Here is a 22364-nt window from a genome sequence, read left to right on the forward strand (position 1 = left end):
CTACCGAGGAGCTTTACGATGATCCGTTCTTTATGGATTGCAAAAACCGGTCTGGAAGCACAGCAGACCAATATGGATGTGATTTCCAACAACCTGGCGAACGTCAACACCAACGGCTTCAAACGCCAGCGTGCCGTATTCCAGGATCTGTTGTACCAGACCATGCGTCAGCCCGGCGCACAGGCATCGGAACAAACTACGCTGCCAAGCGGCTTGCAGTTGGGTACCGGTGTGCGTCCGGTCTCCACTCAGCGGATCCACACGCAAGGTGGCTACAACGAAACCGGCAACGAAACCGATGTTGCCATTGAAGGTAAAGGCTTTTTCCAGGTGCAGATGCCTGATGGCAGCACCGCCTATACGCGTGATGGTCACTTCGATAAAAACGAAAATGGTCAGTTGGTGAATGCTGAAGGCCATCCGGTTCAGCCGGGGATTGTCATCCCACCAGATGCAAAAGCCCTGCAAATCAGCAATGACGGTATTGTCAGCGTGACGTTGGCCGGACAGGCGCAGCCGCAGCAAATCGGTCAGTTGACCCTGGCGACTTTCGTCAATGAAGCCGGACTTGAGAGCGCAGGCGGCAACCTTTATCGCGAAACTCAATCTTCCGGTGCGCCGAACGAGCTGAACCCAGGCATGGAAGATGCCGGCACGCTGAAGCAGAAATACGTGGAAACCTCCAACGTCAACGTGGCGGAAGAGCTGGTCACCATGATTCAGGTGCAGCGCGCTTACGAGATCAACAGTAAAGCGGTATCGGCTTCTGACCAGATGCTGCAACGTCTTACGCAGCTGTAATTTCCGTTCTCTGCGGGCGCTGCCTACTGTGCAGCCCCGCAGACTGTTAACGACATCGATATGAATACATTTCTAACACTCTCGCCAGCTGTGATTGTTCGCGTGCTGTTTTGCACAGGCGCGCTGTTGATCAGCGGTTGCGCGCATATTTTGCAGAAGCCCCTCGTGGAAGGGCCCACTTCGGCAGCACCATTACCGATGGCACCGGTAGGCACCAGTGGCTCACTGTTTATGGCGGGCCAGGCAATGAACTACGGCTATCAGCCGATGTTTGAAGATCGTCGTCCGCGCAATGTTGGCGATACGCTGACTATTTTGCTGCAGGAGAACGTAAGCGCCAGTAAGAGCTCCTCCGCCAGTGCTAACCGTAATGGATCGGCCGGAATGGGGCTGATTGCCGTACCGACCAAAATGAGCAGTTGGTTGGGGGATGGCAAAGCCGATTTTGATGCCGAAGGAAAAAACGATTTCTCTGGCAAAGGCGGAGCCGCTGCTCGTAACACCTTTACCGGCACCATCACCGTGACCGTCAACGAGTTGATGCCCAATGGCAACTTGCGCGTGGTGGGTGAGAAACAGATCGCCATCAACCAGGGCACCGAATTCATTCGTTTCTCTGGCGTGGTGAATCCGCGCACCATCAGCGGCAGCAACACCGTGCCTTCCACCCAGGTGGCGGATGCCCGCATTGAGTATGTCGGCAATGGCTATATCAATGAAGCGCAGACAATGGGCTGGTTGCAGCGTCTGTTCCTGAATCTTTCACCTTTCTGATACTGCGATGAAAAAACAATCCTTTCTACTTATGATCAGCATCGTGCTCTACGGCATGATGCTGAGTCTGCCAAAACTGGCACACGCCGAACGCATTCGCGATTTAGTTAGCGTGCAGGGCGTGCGTTCCAATGCGCTGATGGGCTATGGCCTGATCGTCGGTTTGGATGGCACGGGTGACCAGACCATGCAGGCACCGTTTACCGGTCAAAGCGTCAACAACATGTTGTCGCAACTTGGTATCGCCGTGCCGCCCGGCACCAATATGCAGCTGAAAAACATTGCTGCTGTAATGGTGACGGCGGAGCTGCCGCCGTTTGCCCGTTCCGGTGACAAAATCGACATCGTGGTGTCGTCGCTGGGTAACGCCAAAAGTTTGCGTGGCGGCACCTTGTTAATGACGCCGCTTAAGGCGGCAGACAATCAAATCTACGCCATGGCACAAGGTAACGTGCTGATCTCCGGCGCAGGCGCGCAGGCTGGCGGCAGTCGTGTGCAGGTTAATCAACTGAACGGCGGTCGAATCAGCGCGGGTGCCACGGTGGAGCGCGAAGTACCGAACGATTTCGCCAGCCAGAATGTGGTGCGTTTGCAGCTTAATGAATCTGATTTCTCGCTGGCACAGCTGATCAGTGATGAGATTAATCGCCGCTACAACGGCGGTGCAGCTATACCCGAAGATGCGCGCACGGTGCGCCTGTTCGCGCCCGCAGATGGCCCTTCACGCGTGCGTTTTCTTGCTAACATTCAGGATATTCCCGTCCGCGTGAACGTGCAGGATGCCAAAGTCATCGTTAACTCTCGTTCCGGTTCTGTGGTGATGAACCGCCATGTGCAGTTGGATAGTTGTGCGGTAGCGCATGGTTCGCTGACGGTGGAAGTGACACAAAACAACGTGGTCAGCCAACCGGATACGCCATTCGGTGGCGGAGAAACCGTGGTGACACCGCAAACCGATATCTCCGTGCGCGATCAGGGCGGATCGCTACAAAACGTTCGCAGCAGCACCGATCTCAACAACGTGGTGCGCGCGCTCAATAATCTGGGTGCCACGCCGAACGAGCTGATGTCGATCTTGCAGGCGATGAAGAATGCCGGCTGCCTGCGTGCGAAGCTGGAGATCAACTAATGGAGCAATTCGATAAGTATGATCGTCCGGCGTTCGACATGCGTTCGCTGGATACGCTCAAGCGCGAGGCGGGGCGCTCCTCGCCTGACGCGCTCAAAGCAGCAGCGAAGCAGATGGAGGGCATCTTCGTGCAAATGATGATGAAGAGCATGCGTGATGCCAGCTTCAAAGACGAGTTGATGCACAGCCAATCATCCGAAATGTTCACGGCGATGCACGATCAGCAAGTGGCGCAAAATATTGCCGGGAGTGGTCAGCTCGGCTTTGCCGATTTAATCGTTCGCCAGTTGGGCGGTGAAAGTGAAAGCACGCAGGTTAGCGCGCCGGGGCGCGGGCCAATGTCGCTGGTGGGGGAATCCAGCTCGCCACGCGCTACTGGCCCGCTGCGTTTGCCAGCTCCGCTCTCTTTTGCTCAGCCTACTGAAGGTGCCCATCCGTTCATCAGCCGATTGATGCGCCCCGCACAGCAAGCCGCCCAGCAAAGCGGCGTGCATCCGCATCTTATTCTGGCGCAGGCTGCGCTGGAGTCCGGCTGGGGTAAGCGTGAAATTCCTGCTGCCGATGGTACGCCCAGTCATAACCTGTTTGGTATCAAAGCCACTGGCGACTGGCAGGGCAAAACCACCGAAATTACCACCACCGAATACATTGATGGCGTGAAGCGTAAGGTAAAAGCCGCATTCCGCGTTTATGACTCCTATGAACACGCGCTGTCGGATTACGCCAAACTGCTGACGAAAAATCCACGCTATAACCGCGTAGTGGCATCCACCACGCCGGAGCAGGGCGCAAAAGCTCTGCAGGCTGGCGGTTACGCCACCGATCCGGCTTATGCGCAAAAGCTCATCACCATTATTCAGAAAGTGAAAGGCAATATTCAGCAAGGCGTTGCCGCCTACCAGAGCGATATTTCGAAATTATTTTAGAAAGTCGTTTTAGAGAATTTTGTAATCACCGATGAAATAAACAGAACAATGAATTTTTGAGCCGGTGACTAGCCGGTTCACCGATAACGGAATCTGTTAGACGCTTATGAATAACCTCTTTAATTTAGCGCGCAGTGGCTTGAGCACCGCCCAATCGGCCCTGAGTGTGGTGGGTAGCAACCTCACCAATGGCATGTCACCTAACTACAGCCGTCGCGACATCCTGATTGGCGAATCCGGTGGTTTGAGCACCGCCAACGGCTTCTATGGCTACGGCGCGAAAGTGAACGGTGTACAACGCGCTTACGATGCCTTTGCTAACTCACAACTGCGTGGTTCGGTCTCCAGTTGGGCTGCGCTGAACGGCCGCCATGAACAGCTCACCGACATCGACAACATGTTGGGTGATGAGTCCGATAACGTCTCGGTTTCAATGAACAATCTGTTCAAAGCCATGGCTACGTTAAGCGAAAATGCTTCTGATGGCCCATCGCGTGCTGCGGTATTCAATTCACTGGGTGTACTGACCCAGCGCTATAACGAAAGCGGCAAACGGTTGACTGGGTTGGAAAAAAGTACCAACACGCATATCGAACAAAGCGCCAAAGACATCAATAGCTTCACCGAACAGCTGGCGGAAGTGAACAAACAGCTGGAGCGCATTCAGGCGCAAAACGGCACGCCGCCTGCGGATCTGTTGGATCAGCGCGATACGCTGTTGGAAAATCTCAGCGAACAGATTGGTATCGATGTTACTGAAAACAAAATCAACGGACGTGTCGATATCACTCTGGCAGATGGTCGTCCGCTGGTGTCCGGTGATACCGCTTACAAGCTGGCGACTGCGCCTTCAGACAGCGATCCAAACAAGATTGTGGTTTCGTATGTGGGCAGCGACGGCAAAGCCACGCCAATCAATGAAAGCAGCATCACCAAAGGCCGACTGGCGGGACTGTTCAAGTTCCGTAATGAAGATTTGGCCGTAGCGCGCAACGAGTTGAACCAGATTGCGTTCCAGATGGCCAGCCGCATGAACGAACAGCATCAAGCCGGTTTCGATCTCGATGGCAATCCGGGCGATCCGCTGTTCTCACTGCCGGACATGAAGGGCATAGCCAATACCAATAATACCGGTACCGGGCGTTTAGATAACATCCGCGTATTGGATTACAAGGCGGTCAATGCTGAGGATTACACCATTAGCTTTGATGGCGCCAACTGGAATGTCACCGGAGCGGATGGCCGTACGGTGCAAGCTAGCGCTTCAGGCGGCGTATTGAGCTTTGATGGTGTTGAAATCGATCTTCCACCGGTTGGCGTCAATGCCGGTGACAGCTTCAGTTTCAACCCAACAGCCGGTATGGCGGAAGGGATTGGCCGTGCACTCAGTAGCGCCAGCAAATTCGCGGCTTCTGACAGCGCCATCGGCGGTACCTCGAACAACAACAACCTGGAAGCGATGCTGAAGATTCAGGATGAGAAACTGATTGGTGAAAATACCCTAACCAATGCTTATACCAAGCTGGTGGGCACCATCGGTGCGAACGCGCGTGCAGTGCAATCCGGATTAAAATCGGCCGAAATTGATCTCAATACTAAGTATGAGACCAAACAGGCGTTGACGGGTGTAGATATGAATGAAGAGACGGTGAACATGAATATGTTCCTGCAGTATTACCAGGCGAATGCCCAAATCCTGCAAACCGCCACCACGCTTTTCGACACGTTGTTGACGATTAAATAAGGGAAAAGATAATGCGATTAAGTACGCTTTATATGTTTAAACAAAGCGCTGAGAGCATGTCGAAGCGCGTGAGTGATAATAACGACGTTTATCTACGTTTATCGGCCGGAAAATCATTGTTGCGTGCATCCGATGATCCCCAGGGGGCGACCGACGCCGTGAAATATCAGGATGCATTAGCCAAACTAGAGCTTTATAGCAATGTGCGTTCAGGTGTACGCGGTGCACTCCAGCATGAAGATAATATTCTGAGTTCGGCGGGAAATTTACTCACCACATCATTGACGGAAAAAATTGTTGCCGCTAAAAGCGACACTTATTCCGATGAAGACCGCAACGCGTTGGGCAAAGAAATTGGTGGTATTCGTGCCAATTTATTAGACCTGGCAAATACGCGTGATGGTAACGGGCGCTATATCTTCTCGGGTTTTCATACTGACACGCCACCTTTTGACGCTGCGGGAAATTACCAGGGCGGTACTGAAGCGCGTAAGCAAACCGTGGCAGACAGCACTGAAATGACGGTGAGCCATTTAGGTGACGATGTTTTTGGGGATATTTTCGGCAAGCTGGATGCAGCCGTCACCGAATTGAACAAATCACCTATTGATAAAGTGGCGTTGGATGCCGCGCTCAGTGAAGCCAGTAAGGCGGTCAGCGCAGGTATCGAGCGTTTAGGTAAAACCCAGGCAGAGCTGGGTACTAACATGCAACAGATTGATTCCCTCGATTTAACCGGCGATAACCTGATCAATGAAACCATCGTTAAAGTGCAAAATGCGATTGGTTCAGATTACGGCACCATGACGTCGCTGATTATGGATTCAAAAATGTCGGAATTTGCGCTGAATGCTTCGATGTTGGTATTTCAATCGATGCAGAAAATGAGCTTATTTAATAAATAATCTTCTCTTTAGTTAATTTTCACTAACCAGGTCTTTCCTGTGAGTTTAAATCGGCTCACAGGAAAGGGAATGTCATGCTTAAAAAACTTAAGATTCACAGTGCGATCAGTCTGATTATCAGTTTGTTCGCGGCTATTTTATTTGCCACCGTCATTTTTTCCCTTTATGACTCTTACTCTAATAATGTCAATTTCAAACGCATTGTTGTTTCTTCCGAGAATAATGCTCGCGTGCGTGATGCGGCTTACAATATCAGTGCCGCGATGGCCAACACCAATGGCTTGATGCTGCAAGCAGCCAGAGGTCGCGCTCAGTCAGCAGACGTTGTTAAATTGACACATGTAACGCTGGATAAAGCACGTATCAGTATTGATGAGTTTATGTCTACGCCATTTAATTCTCCTGAGGAGAGTAAAGCGGGCGCAGAGGTAAATGCTGCATTTGACGCGGTGTATAAATCGGTGCTGGATAAAATCGATCATGTAGATAGTCCGGAAAGCTATGCCGGAACCCTCAATGATGAGATGGCACTTCGTACCTTATTGCGCCAAAAAATCGCACAATATAATGACGTCACGTCTAAACAAAGTCAGGCTTATATCGACGAAGCCGAGTCAAATTATGAATATATGATTTACTCCGGCGTGCTGATTGTTGCTGTGGCCCTCATCATGATGTTTATTACGCGTATCTGGTTACGCCGTACCTTAGTGCAACGCATGAAGATGACCGTGGATATGTTGAAGCGTGTCGGCTCGGGCGATCTCAGCCACAAAGTTACTGTTGGTCAAACCAATGAAATTGGTGAAATGTTGCATGAACTGGAGGTGATGCGTACTTCGCTTACCGATACCATTCACGGCATACGTGAAAGCGTGCTGCATATTCATTCCAATGCGCAGGAGATTGCGCATGGCAATAACGATCTCTCCTCTCGTACCGAAGAGCAGGCCGCCGCACTACAGCAAACTGCCGCCAGTATGGAGCAGATCAAAACTACGGTGCGTCAAAATGCTGATAACGCTCACTCTGCACGTCAACTGGCAGAAGGTGCCAGCAACAATGCGCGCCACGGTGGCGAGGCGATGCTAAGCCTCGAGCAAATCATGGCGCAGATTACGGTGAGCTCGCGGCAGATCGCCGATATCAATGGTGTGATTGACAGCATCGCCAATCAAACCAATATTCTGGCACTGAATGCCGCCGTTGAGGCCGCGCGCGCCGGAGAACAGGGACGCGGCTTTGCCGTGGTCGCAGAAGAAGTGCGTAATTTGGCGAAGCGCAGTGCGGATGCTGCTAAAGAGATCAATCAATTAATCACTACCTGTGTGAGCAACATGGATACCGGTTCACGTCAGGTGAATCAGGCCAGCACAGTGATGCAAGAGATTGTCAGTTCAGTTGCTCAGGTCACGCAAATCATGGGCGAGATTACTTCGGCTTCTGATGAACAGAGTGCGGGCATCAACCAGATATCTCAGGCCGTTAACGAGATGGATTTGGTGACGCAGCAAAATGCGGCGATGGTTGAAGAGGCGGCGATTGCGGCAGGTGAACTGGAAGCACAGTCTGAATCCCTGGAAAAACGCGTGGCGCAATTCATTCTTGGCAAAGAAGTGATAGCGGGTAAAGCTCCCTCGATGGCAAAAATAACCGCTTCACGCAGTGATTCCTTGTCTAATCCAAAAGACAACGAACAGTGGGAAACCTTTTAACGCTTTAATTACCGACACGCATGGCGTTAATTAACCGCATGGGAAATTCATTCAAATAAAGTAGCAGATTGGGCATTTTTATACGGGCTTATCGCACTATATGAATTTCCCCTTTCACCGGATAATTCTCATTGAGAATATGAGGTGAATAGAATCGTGGATGGTATATATACAGCCGAAGGGCTTGAAGATAAAACAGCGTTGTGGACGAAATACCATCATTTGGTTCGCCAGGAGGCGTTGCGTTTGCAAAAGCGTCTGCCGGCCAGCGTCGAGCTGGATGATTTAATTCAGGCGGGAGCGATGGGGTTTCTTGGTGCAATTGAAACATTCGATCCTAAAAAAGGCGTCACTCTCAGTGTCTGGATTGTGCAACGCGTGCGCTGGTCGTTACTTGATGAATTACGTGAGCGAGATTGGGTTCCTCGTCGGGTGAGAACACACTCACGTGAAATGGTTGAAATCATCAAGAACATCGAGCAGGAAAAAGGTGGTGAAGCGACAGAAGCAGAAATTGCTGAACGAATGGGTGTGTCGCTTAAAGAGTTTCAGCAAATGCTGGCGGATAACAACAGTAGCCAAATGTATTCGATGGATGAGCTACAGGAAAACTTCGCGGATCTTTGGGAACATCCCAGTGACGATACTGAATTATTGAATCCGGTCAATGATTCGATACAGCAGGATTTGATAGATAAGATCGCTGAGCACATTACTGTTATTCCCGAGCGCGAGCAGAGGATTTTGCAATTCTATTATCAGCACGATCTCAATATGAAAGAAATAGCGTTGATTTTAGGTATTACAGAAACACGGGTAAGCCAATTACATAGTCTGGCAATAAAGCGATTACGTGGTCGTATGGAATCCACTGCAGGATGATAACATACAGGTAACATTAACAATGTTAATAACCCTCTTTAGTTGGATTTATGTTAATAACATGACAATTAAGAACGTTTAACAACGTGTTTTTGTCAATAAAATCATTTGGTTAATGTCTTTTTGTGAAATTGGGGTTTTCTGGTGTGTTGTTCGGAGAATTCTTAGTGGCTATCCTTTGCTCCGTTTCCTGATGACGAATACTTACAGGGTTTGAATAAACCTGAAGATGATTTCTTATCCTGTTGGAAGAAAGGTAAGAGTCGATATCTAACGCAAGTATTCTCATCAGCCCGGTAATGTTCCATTACCCTTTTAGACTTATCTTTTTTATTGATGAAGGTTGAGGTGTTATCAGTGTCTAATTTTGACGAGTATCTACAACACATTCATGACATTAATTTGTCCTATTTACTGCTTGCTCAGCAACTGATTCGACAAGACAAATTTGCCGCCGGTTTTCGTTTGGGGTTGTCCGAGGGGACTATCGATAACTTAAAAGAGTTGTCATTGCCGCAATTAATGAAACTGGCTTCGACCAATCAGCTTATTTGTCGTTTACGCGTTGATGACGAAGTGGTGATTGAGAATTTAACCAAAGACTCGCGTATTGAAGCATTACAGCAAATTCACACAGGAATTATTCTTTCAACAAACTTACTCAACTCGCTGAGTGAAGAACCCGTCGTAGAAGAACAAGGTGGCTGGAATGTGTGATAGCAAAAGTCTGTTGGAAGAGATTCATGATGTGAATATCGCCATGGGATTAATTTCTCTGGGTGCTCGTATGCAGGTACTTGAATCAGAAACCTCATTGAGCCGTCGTCGTTTATTACGTTTATATAAGGAACTACGCGGCTGTCCTCCGCCAAAAGGGATGCTGCCTTTTTCTGAAGATTGGTTTATGTCGTGGGAGCAGAATATTCACTCTTCGATGTTTTACAACATCTACCTGTATTTGAAGAGTACAGAGAAGGGACGTTCGATTGAGACGCTGATTAAAACCTACCGGTTATACCTTGAGCAATGCTGCTCCAATTCAGATGACAAGCCGGTATTAGGTTTGACGCGAGCCTGGACATTATTGCGTTTTATTGATTGCGGCATTATTTCGCGCAAAGCCTGCAGTGTTTGTCAGGGCGGCTTTGTCGTGACCACGGAGTTTATTAAGAACCCGTTTACCTGCAGCTTGTGCAGCCCGCCGTCGCGTGCATTTAAAAAATCACAAGTGAACAGCGGTGGACGTATTAATCCATTTGCTGCACCAGACCTGATGGCGGTGACGGCCTGATCCAATGACAGGTGCAGTTCACAAGATGGCTTTACGCCGGTGCTGTTCGTTGCAGCATCGGCATTGAAATCTAAAAGGAGCGTTTGTGTTAGTTATCATTGGCTATCTTGTTGTTATAGCAACTGTATTTGGTGGTTTTGTCATTTCAGGGGGCAATCTTGCTTCGCTGTTTCAGCCGGTTGAGTTGCTCATTATCGGCGGTGCCGGTGTAGGGGCTTTCCTCGTAGGTAATAATGCCAAGGCACTGAAAGCTACCGGTAAAGCGGTGGTGAAACTCTTTGCGGGTCGTCGCTACAACAAAGCGGTGTACATGGATTTGATGGCGCTGTTGTTTCTGCTGCTGTCAAAAAGCCGTGTACAGGGCTTGATGTCGCTGGAAAAAGATATTGAAGAGCCGCTGGAAAGTGAAATTTTCAGCGCTTATCCACGTCTGATGAACGACCCAATGATCCGCAATTTCGTACTGGATTACTTCCGCTTGATGATTGGCGGCAGCATGAACTCGCACGAAATTGAGGCGCTGATGGACGAAGAGATTGAGACCTGCGAAGAGGAACTGGAAGTGCCTGCGCATAGCCTCAATACGGTGGGTGATGCGTTTCCAGCCTTTGGTATCGTTGCCGCAGTAATGGGCGTGGTGAATGCGTTGGCAGCTGCCGATCGACCTGCTGCGGAATTGGGGATGCTCATCGCTCACGCATTGGTGGGCACCTTCCTCGGTATTCTCATCGCTTACGGTTTTGTGCTGCCGCTGGCACCGTTGCTGCGTCAAAAGAGCAGCGATCAAGTGAAAATCCTGCAGTGCATCAAAGTGACTTTGCTCTCTAGCTTGAATGGCTATGCGCCGCAAATCGCGGTGGAGTTTGGCCGTAAAACCATTTTTGTCAGTGAGCGCCCGTCGTTTGAAGAGTTGGAAAATCACGTTCGTGAAGTGAAATCCAATGCCAGCATGAAAACTAAAGCTTCGGATGCGGCAGCATGAAAAACGCTACGCCTATCATCGTCCGTAAGCGCAAAAAGAAAAAGCACGAGCATCATGGCGGCACATGGAAGATCGCCTACGCCGACTTTATGACGGCGATGATGGCGTTCTTTTTGGTGATGTGGCTGCTTTCGCAGTCCACCGATATGGACAGAGAACTCATCGCGGATTACTTCCGTACGCCGCTTAATCAGGCGCTTTCGCAGGGCAATAAAAATAGCCTTAGCGATAGCGTCATACCAGGCGGCGGCGATGACATCATTAAGCAGCAAGGTGAAGTGTTTAAAAGCCGTATTGATGCACAGAGACGGCAAAAAATGCTCGAAAGTTTGCATCAGGCTAAGCAGAAATTGCAGCAGATGATCGAGACCGATCCGCGTCTGAATAATTTTAAATCCAACATTCTCCTGACCTTAACCAACGACGGATTACTCATTCAGATCACCGATTCTCAGCAGCGGCCCATGTTCAAAGTGGGCAGTGAAAGCCCTGAGCCTTATATGAATGGCATTCTGCAAGCGTTGGTGCCGCTGCTGAATGAGCTGCCTAACAAAATCAGCCTGACGGGTCATACCGATTCATTGCCCTATTCGGGCGGTGCAGGGGGGTACAGCAACTGGGAGCTTTCGGCCGGACGCGCCAATGCGACACGCCGCGTGTTAGTTAGCGCGGGGCTGGATGACGCGCGTTTCTTGCGGGTGATCGGTACTGGCAGCCGTATGCCGCTTGATGAGATCAGCGCTGACGATCCGCGCAATCGCCGTATCAGTATTTTAGTACTCAGCCAGCTCAAGGAGCGCGAGATTCTGAAAGAGAACACGCTGGAGCGGAAGCCAATCGAGATGCCATCGGATATGTCACTTCAACCAGTTCAGGGGTATACCGATGGACATGAATGATTTTTCGCAAATCTTCTTTAGCGAAGCGGAAGAGCTGCTGAATGAGATGGAGCAACAGCTCTTACAGCTGGATGTTGAGTCGCCGGACATTGAGCAACTCAATGCGATTTTTCGTGCCGCTCACTCGCTAAAAGGCGGGGCAGGCACGTTTGGTTTCTCTGCGTTGCAAGAAACCACACATCTGCTGGAGAACCTGCTGGATGAAGCGCGCAGTGGTGCGCGAGTGCTCACCCAGCCGATTATTCACCTCTTTTTGGAAGGTAAGGACATTATGCAAGCGCAGCTGGAGGCCTACCAGGCTTCAGAGGAACCTGACGAGGCAAGTTTCCGCTATATCTGCGAAGCTCTGCGTGAAATCGCATTACTGGAGCAAGCTCCAGCGATGGCGGCATCGGAGCCGGTCAAGCCTCAACCTGTTGCCGCAAGTGTGGCTAATAGCGAAATGCGTATCACGCTGAGCAGGGTCGATGGCGAAGCGCAAACGCTGCTGCAAGAGGAGTTACAGCACCTTGGCGACATCCTGAAAATGGAGAATGTCGCGAACAGCATGACGGTGACGCTTGCCACCACCGCATCTGCGGATGAGATCAGCGCGGTGCTTTGCTTTGTGTTGGATGAATCGCAGATCGCGATCGAAACACCAGCGGTGATTAGCGCTCACGAACCCACACCCGCGCCCGCAGCGCCTGAGGTGGTTAAAGAGGTTAAGCCCGAGGTTGCAGCGAAGGCCGCAGCACCACGCGCGGCCAATCAGGAGTCAGGCAGCATTCGCGTGGCGGTCAGCAAAGTTGATCAGATCATTAATCAGGTCGGTGAGCTGATCATTACCCAAGCCATGCTGTCACAGCTGACTCAAGCGCTGGACGGCGCAAACCATGACATGCTGCTGAACTGCGTGGCGCAGATGGAGCGTAACACGCGCGAACTGCAAGAGTCGGTGATGTCAATCCGTATGATGCCGATGGACTACGTGTTTAGCCGCTTCCCGCGACTGGTGCACGATCTCGGTTCTCGCCTGAATAAGAAGATTGAACTGACGTTGAAGGGCGGTTCAGCCGAACTCGATAAGAGTTTGATTGAACGCATTATTGATCCGCTGACGCATTTAGTGCGAAACAGCCTCGATCACGGCATTGAAGCAGCTGATGTGCGTGTCGCCAACGGTAAGCCCGCCACCGGTAATCTGACGCTGTCTGCGGAACATCATGGCGGCAATATTGTAATTGAGGTGACGGATGATGGTGCCGGCCTTAACCGTGAAAAAATTCTCGCCAAGGCGCGCGCCAAGGGAATGAACGTCAGCGATACCCTCAGTGATGATGAAGTGTGGATGCTGATTTTCGCTGCGGGTTTCTCCACAGCGGAAAGCGTCACCGACGTATCAGGGCGTGGCGTCGGCATGGATGTGGTACGACGCAATATTCTGGCGATGGGCGGCCATGTCGATGTGCTGTCTAAGCAGGGTAATGGCACCACAGTACGCATTATTTTACCGCTGACGCTGGCCATCCTCGACGGCATGTTGGTGAAAGCCGCCGACGAAATATATGTGCTGCCACTCGGGGTGGTGATGGAGTCATTGCTGCCGCAGGAAGAGATGCTTTGCCGTTTTGTCGGTGAAGAACGCTTGCTGCAAGTGCGCGGCGAATATTTGCCGCTGGTGCTACTACGTCAACGTTTCGCTATTGCTGGCGAGCCTCACAGTGATGACGGCATTGTGGTGATTGTGCAAAGCGCGGGATGCCGCTACGCATTGTGGGTCGACCAATTAATCGGCCAGCAGCAAGTGGTGGTGAAAAATCTCGAGCAGAACTATCGCAAAGTACCGGGCGTTTCGGCCGCCACTATTCTCGGCGATGGCAGTGTGGCATTGATTCTCGACGTAGTAGAGCTAGCAACTTTGACTAATCAGCAAGAAAAACTCACTCGCGTTGGATGAGTGATAGAGGAAGAACACGATGACTTTATCCAATGGACAACAAACTGCGAATGCGGATGCAGTAGTACAGGAATATTTGGTATTTCGTCTCGGCAAAGAAGAGTACGGCATTGATATTCTTAAAGTGCAGGAGATTCGCGGATGCGATCGCGTAACTCGCATTCCTAATGCCCATGATTTTATTACTGGCGTCACCAACCTGCGCGGCGTCATTGTGCCCATTATTGATCTCCGTTTGCGCTTCCATTTACCCGATGCCAAACACGATGAGAATACGGTCGTCATTGTATTAAACCTTAATGACCGTATTGTGGGTATTGTGGTTGATGGCGTGGTAGATGTGCAGTCAATGGATGTTGATCAAATTAAGCCGACACCGGATGTCGCATCAACGCTATCAAGCCGTTATCTAATGGGCATTGGTGTACTGGAATCACGCATGGTGATTTTGGTGAACATTGAAAAATTATTGAGTCGCGAAGAGATGGAGTTAATGGATTCGATGACGGAAGCCTTCGCTGAATAATATCGCCGTCTATTAATCTCAACCTGCAGGAATTATCATGAAAGTTATTACGGTCAATGAACCTAAGTTTGTTGCTGAGTTTCAGTGCGCCGGCAGCCAATGTATTGACCATTGCTGCCAAGGATGGAATATTGTTTTTGATAAGAAATCGGTCAACAAATATCTCAAAAGCCCGGTCATTGAAATTAAGAATATCGCTGCTGATTCCATGGTTTTATTGAAGAAAAGCCATGTGCATTGGGCCAGGGTGAAATTCAATGAAAATCGGGTTTGCAGCTTTATGGACGAAGATAAGCTGTGTAAGGTCCATGCCTTAATGGGACCTGCTGCCCTGAGCCCAACGTGCGCGAGTTATCCACGCAGTAGTCAGCGTTTTAAAAGTGAAGAGAATAAAACGCTGACGCTATCTTGCCCGGAAGCCACGCGTGCCTTACTGACCGCAGATGACGCGATGCAGATGATAAGCCATGTCACCACCGCTAAAGTTGCCGATAAGGCGCGCATTGTTAACCAGCACGATAAGTTGCTTAACCTGATGTCCATGCACCTCGTTAACGCTAGTCAGGCGCAGACGCAGCAAGGTTTATATGCCATTGCCTCATTACTACTATTTGCGGAGAAACATCCGCAACAGGTTGAGGATATTGAAGCCTATTTTAATGGCCTGATGCACAGCATTGAATCGGGTGAAATTTCCCAGCATGTAGCTAATCTGGAATGTGATAATCAATTACAGTGGTCATTGCTGTTACGACTGCAAAGTTATTTAGGATCAAGAAAATCTACCCGTTCTCTGGGCCGGATTAATTGGTATGTTGCCAGGTTATTACAAGTACAAACCAGCGGTCTGGAAAATAATAATGTGGCTGCAAGTATGGAGCGGTTAGCACAGGCCTGGTCTTCTACCGCACAACCCTGGCTCAATGAGCGGCCACACGTTATGCGTAACTATATTATGTATCGTTTGTATAACGATCAATTACCTGATGCACGCAAGCGCAGCGCAATGTCGTGGTTATATTTATTGACGGCAGAGTGGTTTTTAATCAAATCATTGATTGCAGCGGCGATCGAAATTGATGGCGAAATCAGTGAAAAAATTATCATTGATATTATTTACAGTTTCCATGCAGTCACCAAACATAATGCCATCACCACTGAGTTCTTCTTTGAACAAATTGAAAAGGTGAAAGTGAACGATGATCTCTCACTTTTATACCTTCTGGCTTAGTCTTAAAGTTAAAAGATGCAGCTTTTTTTCACAACTTACAGCAAATTGCATGGCAGAATGGCGCTCCGGTGAAATCAGTGGAGGTGCAGAAGCGATGACAGTTGAAATTGAGCAGCGTATCTACGAGCTGGTGCGACGTTACGACGGCGTTTACCTGTTTAAGCAAAAGACGCTGACGCCGCAAATTGATATCGATAGCGATCTCAACTTCGAACGTGAAGAAGCTGCTGCGCTGATGGATGAGTTCTTCGGCGAGTTCAGCGTCGATCGCGGCGGATTTGTCATCGAAACCTACTATCCCGATGAACCTTCGCTGGCGCAGATTCTCAATCCATTCAATAAGCGTGAAGTGCCGGTGGTACCCGATTTTACGCTGGGAATGTTGATTGAATCGGCGAAAGCGGGGCGCTGGCTTTACGAGTAACAGCAGGCTCAGCGCCGAGCCTGCCACCTCTCACCGTTTTACATGCACGCCAAAGCCGCTCTCTTCCGCTACAAACTCCGCTTTTAACGTCAGCGCAGGAATTTCATAGTCGCCGCCGTTTTGCTGACGATAGGCAATTGGCGCTGTCTCTTCCAACGTATCCAGCCTTGTGGCCAGCGCATCGCACCAGCCAGCAAAACGTTCTGCTGCTGACTTTTGTACCCGATAGAAAACCAGCGGCGGCAGCACGCTAAAGCCGGGATAAAACAACATGCCGTGCTGAATCGGGAACAGCAGATCGTTAATCGGACCGTTAATGCCGCGCGGGCTGTAATGCGATTCCCATCCACCTGTCGTTACCACCAGCATCGCGCGTTTACCGCTAAGATTGCCTTCGCCGTAGCGATCGCCCCAATGCTGTTCGTTGTGCTCGCCCACGCCGTAGGCAAAACCGTTGGCGTAAACCCGGTCAAACCAGCCTTTCATGATGGCGGGCATCGAAAACCACCACAGCGGAAACTGGAAAATCACCGTATCAGCCCAGCGTAATTTTTCCTGCTCGGCGGCGATATCGCCAGCCTGCAGCTGATGATCGTAGGCGAAGCGTGAATCCACTGTCGCATCGTAATGGTCACCCACTAATGGGGCGCGCGTGTCATCAGCATCGAGCTGCACTTTCCACTGCATCGCATAGAGATCAGAGACCTGCACCTGATGTCCGGCATTCTCTAAATGCTGCACGGCAAAGTCTTTGAGGGAAGCGCTCAGCGAACGCGGTTCCGGATGGGCATACACAATCAGTACATTCATGGGCTTAATCCTGTGAGATGAAAACCACTGCAGATTAAGTCGGTGCTGGCTATAGTAGAAATCAATTGCTGATATCTCAGGTATAGACAGTGTGAATATCAACTCGCTGGATTTGAATCTGTTGCAGACGCTCAACGTGCTGTTGACCGAACTCAACGTCACGCGCGCGGCGCAGCGTCTGCATCTCTCGCAGCCTTCCGTCAGCGCTCAGTTGGCGCGATTGCGTAGCCATTTTGACGATCCGCTGTTGTTGCCCGGACCGCGCGGCATGCTGCCGACGGCGCGTGCAGAAGCGTTGCGTGAGCCGCTGCGTCTGGCGCTTGAGGCGGTAGAACGTGCTGTCGCGCCGCCCGATACCTTCAATCCGGCCAATGCCGAAGTCACATGGCGCATCGCCGCCACCGATTACACCTCGTCGGCGTTAGTGTTGCCGGCGCTCAACCTGATTCGTGCCGCTGCACCGCTGAGTCGCATGGCGGTCCTGGCGCTCAATCCGCCGCTGATAGCGCAGCAGTTGGAAAAAGGTGAGCTGGATGTGGTGTTTCATACCGGCGATAACGCGCCGCCGACGTTGCATCAACGCAAACTGTTCAGCGAGCGCTACGTGCTGGCGGGACGGCGCGATCACCCACAATTGCAACGTCCGCCGACGCTGGATCAATTCTGCCAGCTGGAATTTGTCATGGTTTCGCCGGATGGCGGCGGCTTCAGCGCCGCCACCGACACTGCGCTGGCGAAGCTGGGACGTTCACGCCGCGTGGTGTTGTCGGTGCCGCATTTCTTGTTTATGCAGGAAACACTGGCGAACAGCGATTTGGTGGCGGTGCTGCCCGAGCGGCTGGTGCGTCAAACTTTGCACCTTCAGGTAATCGATTTACCGCTGGAGGTGCCGGGCTTTGATATTTTGCTGCTGTGGCATGAACGCCTGCATCGCGACCCGGCTCAGCAGTGGTTGCGGCAGCAGATTGTGGCGGCGCTTTAAATCAGCTTCGCCGCAAAAAATTCACTTCTCCCGCATCACAAAAATCATCACACTAGCCACCTTTACCATTATGGAGAGATGGCATGATTACCCGATTGCTGCTGGCGATGTCGCTACTTGCCAGCCTGAGTGCGCCGCTGTTAGCAGATCAAGACGGCGTCTCCTTTAGCCACAAAGACTGGGAATTGGCCTGCGATAACACGCTGACCTGTCGCGCCGCCGGTTACAGCGCCGAAGAGGGCGCGGGCGGCTCGGTGCTGCTGGTGCGTGCCGGTGGCCCCAATGCGGTGACGCACGGTCGCGTGGTGCTGGCCGATACCGGCGATGATGATTCTAAAGTGGTGAACAACTTAGCGCTGTGGATTGATGACCGTGCGCTGGGCGACGTGGCGAAAGCCGACAACGACGAATGGACGCTGACCGATGAACAAACCCAGGCGCTGATCAACGGTATTAAAGGCAGCGGCAAAGTGGAGTTTCGCGGTGGCGAGGAGCCTTTCGATCTCTCCAGCAATGGCGCGTTTGCGGTGCTGCTGAAGATGGATGATGCGCAAGGTCGTCTTAGCACGCCGGGCGCGCTGGTGCGTAAAGGCAACAAGCCGGAAAACAGCGTACCGGCAGCGGTGGCGATGCCGGTGATTCAACAGGTGAAAGTGGTGAAGGCAGATGCGCGTCCGTTGACGGCCGATGAGCTGGCGCTATTGAAGCCAAAGCTGATTGCTTCACTCACCGATGACGACAGCTGCGACAATCTGGCACCGTCCGACGATCAGCCGGAAGAGGGCGCGGAGCCGCTGACGTTAACGCCGGTTGATGATGCGCACGTGCTGATCGCCGCGTTGTGCTGGCGCGGGGCGTATAACGAAGGTTATGGCTATTGGCTGATCGACAAAGCGTTGCAGGGCACACCACAGCTGGTGACGGATTCTGGCTCTGATTACAGCGAAGGTGTGATCTCCGAAGCGCAGAAAGGGCGCGGCATCGGCGACTGCTGGAGTACTGCGGCGTGGGTGTGGGATGGCAAAGCGTTTGAGCAGAGCAGCGATGCGACCACCGGCATGTGCCGCGCGATTCGCGCGGGCGGTGCATGGCAGTTGCCAACCTGGGTGACGGAGGTGAAAGCGGCATCGCTGCCGTAGGGTGCGCATTTATGCGCGCCTGGTCGGCATTAATGGCGTAATGCCGCTCAGTTAAGCACCGAGCGACTTTCGTTCGCCCTATACTGAGGCAGTTACAGTAACTTCGTGCGGCGACCGAGCAAAGGGCGTCTGGCCACGCCCTCTGCACTCCCGGGCCTTGCGCCAGCCCAACCCGCCGCTTCGCGGTACCTTCACTCATTCACGATTCCTGACGGACCGGCGGCGATTCGCTCCTGCTCAGCGCCACCTCTCGCCGCATCCATGCGGCTCGCCCTGGAATCCTTCATTCGCTCAGCGGTTTAGGATGTCGCCTCAACACCCACGCTGCAGCAAAAATGCATTATTGGCACCCACAATTGCTGCAAATCTTGTAGGGTCGCCATTCATGGCGACCTGGTGCGCATGAATGCGCACCCTACGAATAACTAATTCGGCGACCCTACTTGCCGCAGCACTGCTTATATTTTTTACCGCTGCCGCATGGGCAAGGATCGTTGCGGCCGGTTTTCTCGCCGGCAAAGTGCGGCAGTTGAGGTTCTGGATCGGGCTGCGCCATGCGCTGTTCCTGCCAGTATTCATGTAGCTCCAGCGCCGCAGGGCGAATCGCCTCGATGCTGGCTTCAAACTCGTCCGGCGTGAAGGCTTCGCGCTTCGCCAGATGATCTTCGCTGCCGTGCAAGGCAATCGCCGCCATCATCGGCTGCAGTGATTCTGGCAGCAGCGACCAATCTGCATCCAGCGCCACGCCGCGCAGATAGCCGTAGCACCAATCTTCCACCACGGTGAATTCCTGGCCTTCCATCTCTTGCGTGCCAAACAGCGGATCAAACTGCTCCGGGAATTCGGCAAGGCGCTCGGCGATGTCGTTGAGATGCTGGAACGTCAGCGTCATAAAACGATCCATCTCGCGCTCATTCGACCATTTTGGAATGTGCTTTTTGCCGCCCCACATCGCCACCAGCCATTCGCTCGGTTCGATGTCGTTCGGGCCTGAGAGCAGCGCCGTCAGCATGCCGTCCAGCTCAGCGGTGTCCACCACCGAGTGTTCGTTGCCGTATTTCTCCAGCATATCTTCAAGCCAGTTCAGCTCTTTTTCGGTTAACGGACCCTGGTTCATACGGCATCTCCTGCTTTCATTGATGGGCAATGCCCAAAGTTAATTGGCGGCGATTATAGCGAGAAGCGGGCGCGATTTATCGCTTTTTGCATATCGATTGCTGAACCTCTCCTAAAAATGATTCGCCATAACTTATCGCGCAACAGTATTGGCTGCTTTTGTCGACAGATGGCAGCGTAAAGGCAGAATTTTTCTGCATAAAGGATGCAAATTATGGCCAGCACATTGCCGGTACTGGATTTAGCCCTGCTGGAGCTGCCGGATGCGGAACAGGCGCAATACCTTGCCGAACTGCGCGAAACCGCGCGTGACGTCGGCTTCTTCTATCTGGTGAATCATGGCATCAATCCACAGTTATTGCAGAACGTGCAAAGCATCACGTGCGCCTTTTTTGCCTTGCCGGATGAAGAGAAGCAGCGCGTTTCGATGATTCATTCGCCGCATTTTCGCGGTTACAACCGCGCAGGTGTGGAATATACCCGTGAGCAGCGCGATCAGCGCGAGCAATTTGATATCGGTGCAGAACGTGCCGCGCTGACGTTGCAGCCAGACGATCCGGCATGGAAGCAGCTGCAAGGGCCCAATTTGTGGCCGCAGGCGCTGCCGCAGCTGCGTCCGGTGATCCACGCGTGGCAGCAGGCGATGACCGACGTGGCGCTGCGTTTACTGCGCGCCTTCGCCAAGTCCCTGGCGCTGCCGCCGGACGCTTTTGATGCGCTGTACGGCACGCATCCCAACGAACATGTGAAGCTGATTCGCTATCCAGGTCAGGATGCCGCTGCCAGCCAGCAAGGTGTTGGCGCGCATAAAGATTCCGGCTTTCTGACCTTTCTGTTGCAGGACGATCAACCGGGATTGCAGGTTGAAGTCACGCCGGATCAGTGGGTTGATGCGCTGCCGAAAGCGGGCGCTTTTGTGGTGAACATCGGCGAACTGCTGGAAATTGCCACCAACGGTTATCTGCGCGCCACCGTGCATCGCGTGGTGTCGCCGCCGGCAAATCAGCAGCGCATCTCCATCGCTTTCTTCCTCGGCGCGCAGCTTGATGCCGAAGTGCCGCTGTATCAGTTACCGCCGCAGCTGGCTGCAGAAGCGCGCGGACCGACCAGCGATCCCAGCAATCCGCTGCTGCGCGAAGTGGGCTGGAACTACCTCAAAGGGCGTTTGCGATCGCATCGCGACGTGGCGCAGCGTTATTACGCTGACACTCTCAATAGCGTTAAATCATAAGAAACTAAGGGAAGCAGATGAATAAAAAGGTGATAGCCGCGTTAGCGATGGTTTCGGTGTTCAGCAGTTACGCCTCGGCGGCCGCACTGCGCGTGGCGGCCGATGCCGTACCGCACAGCGAAATCCTCAACCACATCAAACAGACCGACAAGAAACTCGATCTCAAGGTGATTGAACTCAACGGCAACCTCAACGCCAACGAACTGCTGGCGCGCGGTGACGTCGATGCCAACTACTTCCAGCATGTACCTTATCTGCGCGATCAGGAAAAAGCGCTGGGCGAGAAATTTTCTGTGGTTGCCACGGTGCATATTGAGCCACTTGGCATCTACTCGCACAAAGTGAAATCACTGAAAGATCTGCCTGATGGCGCGCAAGTGGCGGTGCCGAATAATGTCACCAATCTGAGCCGCGCACTTTATCTGTTGCAGGCCAATGGGTTGATCAAACTGAAGAGCAGCAGCGCCAATACGCTGGTGACCTCCGCAGACATTACTGACAACCCGCACCATCTGAAGATTATCGAAGTGGAAGCGCCGCAGCTGCCGCGCGCGCTGGATGATGCGCAGTTGGCGATCATCAATGGCAACTACGCGTTGCAGGCTGGTTTAGTGCCGTCGAAGGATGCGCTGGCGCTGGAACAGGCGAAGGATAATCCATATGCCAACGTGCTGGTCACCACGCCGAAACTGGCGCAGGATCCGCGCATTCTGGAATTAGCGAAAGATCTGGAGTCAAAGCAAACCGCTGAATTTATTAACCAGCACTATAAAGGATCGGTTATTCCCGTTAATCAATAATCCCCGCCGCCACCTGTTTTTGGCAGGTGGCGCTGACTTTCTTCTGTGTTATATTTCGCCACCAACACCCGTCGCACCCTTAATAAAAACATAAAAATTCGCTCAATCCATTGCCATG

The 22364-nt window shown here is 51.9% G+C and carries 22 protein-coding genes; 20 read left to right on the top strand and 2 right to left on the bottom strand.

The window, feature by feature from the left end; translation table 11 throughout:
- Positions 1-18 precede the first annotated feature (18 nt).
- The 16 genes from flgG (at position 19) to NR302_RS03100 (ending at position 16168) form a co-directional block, all read left to right on the top strand.
- Complete coding sequence (gene flgG, locus NR302_RS03025; RefSeq protein ID WP_258144535.1) at positions 19-801, top strand: flagellar basal-body rod protein FlgG; 783 nt, start codon at positions 19-21, stop codon at positions 799-801.
- 60 nt (positions 802-861) lie between these two features.
- Positions 862-1575 carry a flagellar basal body L-ring protein FlgH gene (locus tag NR302_RS03030; RefSeq protein ID WP_258144536.1) on the top strand — a complete coding sequence of 238 codons (714 nt, stop codon included), beginning with the start codon at positions 862-864 and terminating at the stop codon, positions 1573-1575.
- Positions 1576-1582: 7 nt separating this feature from the next.
- Positions 1583-2704, top strand: coding sequence for a flagellar basal body P-ring protein FlgI (locus tag NR302_RS03035; protein ID WP_308713718.1), 1122 nt, complete (start codon positions 1583-1585; stop codon positions 2702-2704).
- Positions 2704-3630, top strand: coding sequence for a flagellar assembly peptidoglycan hydrolase FlgJ (gene flgJ, locus NR302_RS03040; protein ID WP_258144537.1), 927 nt, complete (start codon positions 2704-2706; stop codon positions 3628-3630). The genes NR302_RS03035 and flgJ overlap by 1 nt, the downstream gene beginning before the upstream one ends.
- A 106-nt stretch (positions 3631-3736) precedes the next feature.
- Complete coding sequence (gene flgK / locus NR302_RS03045) at positions 3737-5374, top strand: flagellar hook-associated protein FlgK (protein WP_258144538.1); 1638 nt, start codon at positions 3737-3739, stop codon at positions 5372-5374.
- 11 nt (positions 5375-5385) lie between these two features.
- On the top strand, positions 5386-6279 hold the full coding sequence (gene flgL / locus NR302_RS03050; protein ID WP_258144539.1) for a flagellar hook-associated protein FlgL: 894 nt from the start codon (positions 5386-5388) through the stop codon (positions 6277-6279).
- Positions 6280-6353: 74 nt separating this feature from the next.
- The gene (locus NR302_RS03055) at positions 6354-7994 is read left to right on the top strand and encodes a methyl-accepting chemotaxis protein (RefSeq protein ID WP_258144540.1); all 1641 of its coding nucleotides are present in this window, start codon (positions 6354-6356) and stop codon (positions 7992-7994) included.
- A gap of 156 nt (positions 7995-8150) precedes the next feature.
- A complete protein-coding gene (locus tag NR302_RS03060) occupies positions 8151-8876 on the top strand; it encodes an RNA polymerase sigma factor FliA (protein ID WP_258144541.1) in 726 nt (241 codons plus the stop codon).
- 357 nt (positions 8877-9233) lie between these two features.
- A complete protein-coding gene (flhD, locus tag NR302_RS03065) occupies positions 9234-9593 on the top strand; it encodes a flagellar transcriptional regulator FlhD (RefSeq protein WP_258144542.1) in 360 nt (119 codons plus the stop codon).
- The gene (flhC, locus tag NR302_RS03070; RefSeq protein ID WP_258144543.1) at positions 9586-10167 is read left to right on the top strand and encodes a flagellar transcriptional regulator FlhC; all 582 of its coding nucleotides are present in this window, start codon (positions 9586-9588) and stop codon (positions 10165-10167) included. The genes flhD and flhC overlap by 8 nt, the downstream gene beginning before the upstream one ends.
- An 85-nt stretch (positions 10168-10252) precedes the next feature.
- On the top strand, positions 10253-11149 hold the full coding sequence (gene motA, locus NR302_RS03075; protein WP_258144544.1) for a flagellar motor stator protein MotA: 897 nt from the start codon (positions 10253-10255) through the stop codon (positions 11147-11149).
- Complete coding sequence (gene motB, locus NR302_RS03080) at positions 11146-12048, top strand: flagellar motor protein MotB (RefSeq protein WP_258144545.1); 903 nt, start codon at positions 11146-11148, stop codon at positions 12046-12048. The genes motA and motB overlap by 4 nt, the downstream gene beginning before the upstream one ends.
- Positions 12035-13987, top strand: coding sequence for a chemotaxis protein CheA (gene cheA / locus NR302_RS03085; protein ID WP_258144546.1), 1953 nt, complete (start codon positions 12035-12037; stop codon positions 13985-13987). The genes motB and cheA overlap by 14 nt, the downstream gene beginning before the upstream one ends.
- Positions 13988-14006: 19 nt before the next feature.
- Positions 14007-14513, top strand: coding sequence for a chemotaxis protein CheW (locus NR302_RS03090; protein WP_258144547.1), 507 nt, complete (start codon positions 14007-14009; stop codon positions 14511-14513).
- A gap of 37 nt (positions 14514-14550) precedes the next feature.
- Positions 14551-15744: a flagellin lysine-N-methylase gene (fliB, locus tag NR302_RS03095; RefSeq protein ID WP_258144548.1), complete on the top strand. Its 1194-nt coding sequence runs from the start codon at positions 14551-14553 to the stop codon at positions 15742-15744.
- 94 nt (positions 15745-15838) lie between these two features.
- The gene (locus NR302_RS03100) at positions 15839-16168 is read left to right on the top strand and encodes a DUF1493 family protein (RefSeq protein ID WP_008107769.1); all 330 of its coding nucleotides are present in this window, start codon (positions 15839-15841) and stop codon (positions 16166-16168) included.
- Between the two features lie 30 nt (positions 16169-16198).
- Here NR302_RS03100 and NR302_RS03105 read toward each other — a convergent pair whose 3' ends face one another.
- Complete coding sequence (locus tag NR302_RS03105) at positions 16199-16978, bottom strand: NAD(P)H-dependent oxidoreductase (RefSeq protein ID WP_258144549.1); 780 nt, start codon at positions 16976-16978, stop codon at positions 16199-16201.
- A gap of 91 nt (positions 16979-17069) precedes the next feature.
- Here NR302_RS03105 and NR302_RS03110 point away from each other — a divergent pair, with 91 nt between their 5' ends.
- A complete protein-coding gene (locus tag NR302_RS03110) occupies positions 17070-17960 on the top strand; it encodes a LysR family transcriptional regulator (RefSeq protein ID WP_258144550.1) in 891 nt (296 codons plus the stop codon).
- Positions 17961-18043: 83 nt separating this feature from the next.
- Positions 18044-19099 carry a DUF1176 domain-containing protein gene (locus NR302_RS03115; protein WP_258144551.1) on the top strand — a complete coding sequence of 352 codons (1056 nt, stop codon included), beginning with the start codon at positions 18044-18046 and terminating at the stop codon, positions 19097-19099.
- A 439-nt stretch (positions 19100-19538) separates the two neighbouring features.
- On the opposite strand, the gene NR302_RS03120 is transcribed toward NR302_RS03115, so the two are convergent.
- Positions 19539-20216, bottom strand: coding sequence for a YecA family protein (locus tag NR302_RS03120; RefSeq protein WP_258144552.1), 678 nt, complete (start codon positions 20214-20216; stop codon positions 19539-19541).
- Positions 20217-20426: 210 nt separating this feature from the next.
- Between NR302_RS03120 and NR302_RS03125 the strand changes: the two genes are divergently transcribed.
- Both NR302_RS03125 and NR302_RS03130 read left to right on the top strand, forming a co-directional pair.
- Positions 20427-21446 (top strand): isopenicillin N synthase family oxygenase, encoded by a 1020-nt coding sequence (locus NR302_RS03125; protein ID WP_258145150.1) that lies wholly within the window; start codon positions 20427-20429, stop codon positions 21444-21446.
- 17 nt (positions 21447-21463) lie between these two features.
- Positions 21464-22246: a MetQ/NlpA family ABC transporter substrate-binding protein gene (locus tag NR302_RS03130; RefSeq protein ID WP_179451923.1), complete on the top strand. Its 783-nt coding sequence runs from the start codon at positions 21464-21466 to the stop codon at positions 22244-22246.
- The last annotated feature ends 118 nt before the right edge of the window (positions 22247-22364 follow it).

Source organism: Pantoea sp. SOD02 (genome assembly GCF_024707505.1).
Classification (GTDB): Bacteria; Pseudomonadota; Gammaproteobacteria; order Enterobacterales; family Enterobacteriaceae; genus Pantoea; species Pantoea symbiotica.

What these genes read in the sequence shown, in the direction of transcription:
- flgG (WP_258144535.1), top strand. Translation starts at nt 19, where the DNA reads ATGATCCGTTCTTTATGGATTGCAAAAACCGGTCTGGAAGCACAGCAG.
- NR302_RS03030 (WP_258144536.1), top strand. Translation starts at nt 862, where the DNA reads ATGAATACATTTCTAACACTCTCGCCAGCTGTGATTGTTCGCGTGCTG.
- NR302_RS03035 (WP_308713718.1), top strand. Translation starts at nt 1,583, where the DNA reads ATGAAAAAACAATCCTTTCTACTTATGATCAGCATCGTGCTCTACGGC.
- flgJ (WP_258144537.1), top strand. Translation starts at nt 2,704, where the DNA reads ATGGAGCAATTCGATAAGTATGATCGTCCGGCGTTCGACATGCGTTCG.
- flgK (WP_258144538.1), top strand. Translation starts at nt 3,737, where the DNA reads ATGAATAACCTCTTTAATTTAGCGCGCAGTGGCTTGAGCACCGCCCAA.
- flgL (WP_258144539.1), top strand. Translation starts at nt 5,386, where the DNA reads ATGCGATTAAGTACGCTTTATATGTTTAAACAAAGCGCTGAGAGCATG.
- NR302_RS03055 (WP_258144540.1), top strand. Translation starts at nt 6,354, where the DNA reads ATGCTTAAAAAACTTAAGATTCACAGTGCGATCAGTCTGATTATCAGT.
- flhC (WP_258144543.1), top strand. Translation starts at nt 9,586, where the DNA reads ATGTGTGATAGCAAAAGTCTGTTGGAAGAGATTCATGATGTGAATATC.
- motB (WP_258144545.1), top strand. Translation starts at nt 11,146, where the DNA reads ATGAAAAACGCTACGCCTATCATCGTCCGTAAGCGCAAAAAGAAAAAG.
- cheA (WP_258144546.1), top strand. Translation starts at nt 12,035, where the DNA reads ATGGACATGAATGATTTTTCGCAAATCTTCTTTAGCGAAGCGGAAGAG.
- NR302_RS03090 (WP_258144547.1), top strand. Translation starts at nt 14,007, where the DNA reads ATGACTTTATCCAATGGACAACAAACTGCGAATGCGGATGCAGTAGTA.
- fliB (WP_258144548.1), top strand. Translation starts at nt 14,551, where the DNA reads ATGAAAGTTATTACGGTCAATGAACCTAAGTTTGTTGCTGAGTTTCAG.
- NR302_RS03100 (WP_008107769.1), top strand. Translation starts at nt 15,839, where the DNA reads ATGACAGTTGAAATTGAGCAGCGTATCTACGAGCTGGTGCGACGTTAC.
- NR302_RS03105 (WP_258144549.1), bottom strand. Translation starts at nt 16,978, where the DNA reads ATGAATGTACTGATTGTGTATGCCCATCCGGAACCGCGTTCGCTGAGC.
- NR302_RS03115 (WP_258144551.1), top strand. Translation starts at nt 18,044, where the DNA reads ATGATTACCCGATTGCTGCTGGCGATGTCGCTACTTGCCAGCCTGAGT.
- NR302_RS03120 (WP_258144552.1), bottom strand. Translation starts at nt 20,216, where the DNA reads ATGAACCAGGGTCCGTTAACCGAAAAAGAGCTGAACTGGCTTGAAGAT.
- NR302_RS03130 (WP_179451923.1), top strand. Translation starts at nt 21,464, where the DNA reads ATGAATAAAAAGGTGATAGCCGCGTTAGCGATGGTTTCGGTGTTCAGC.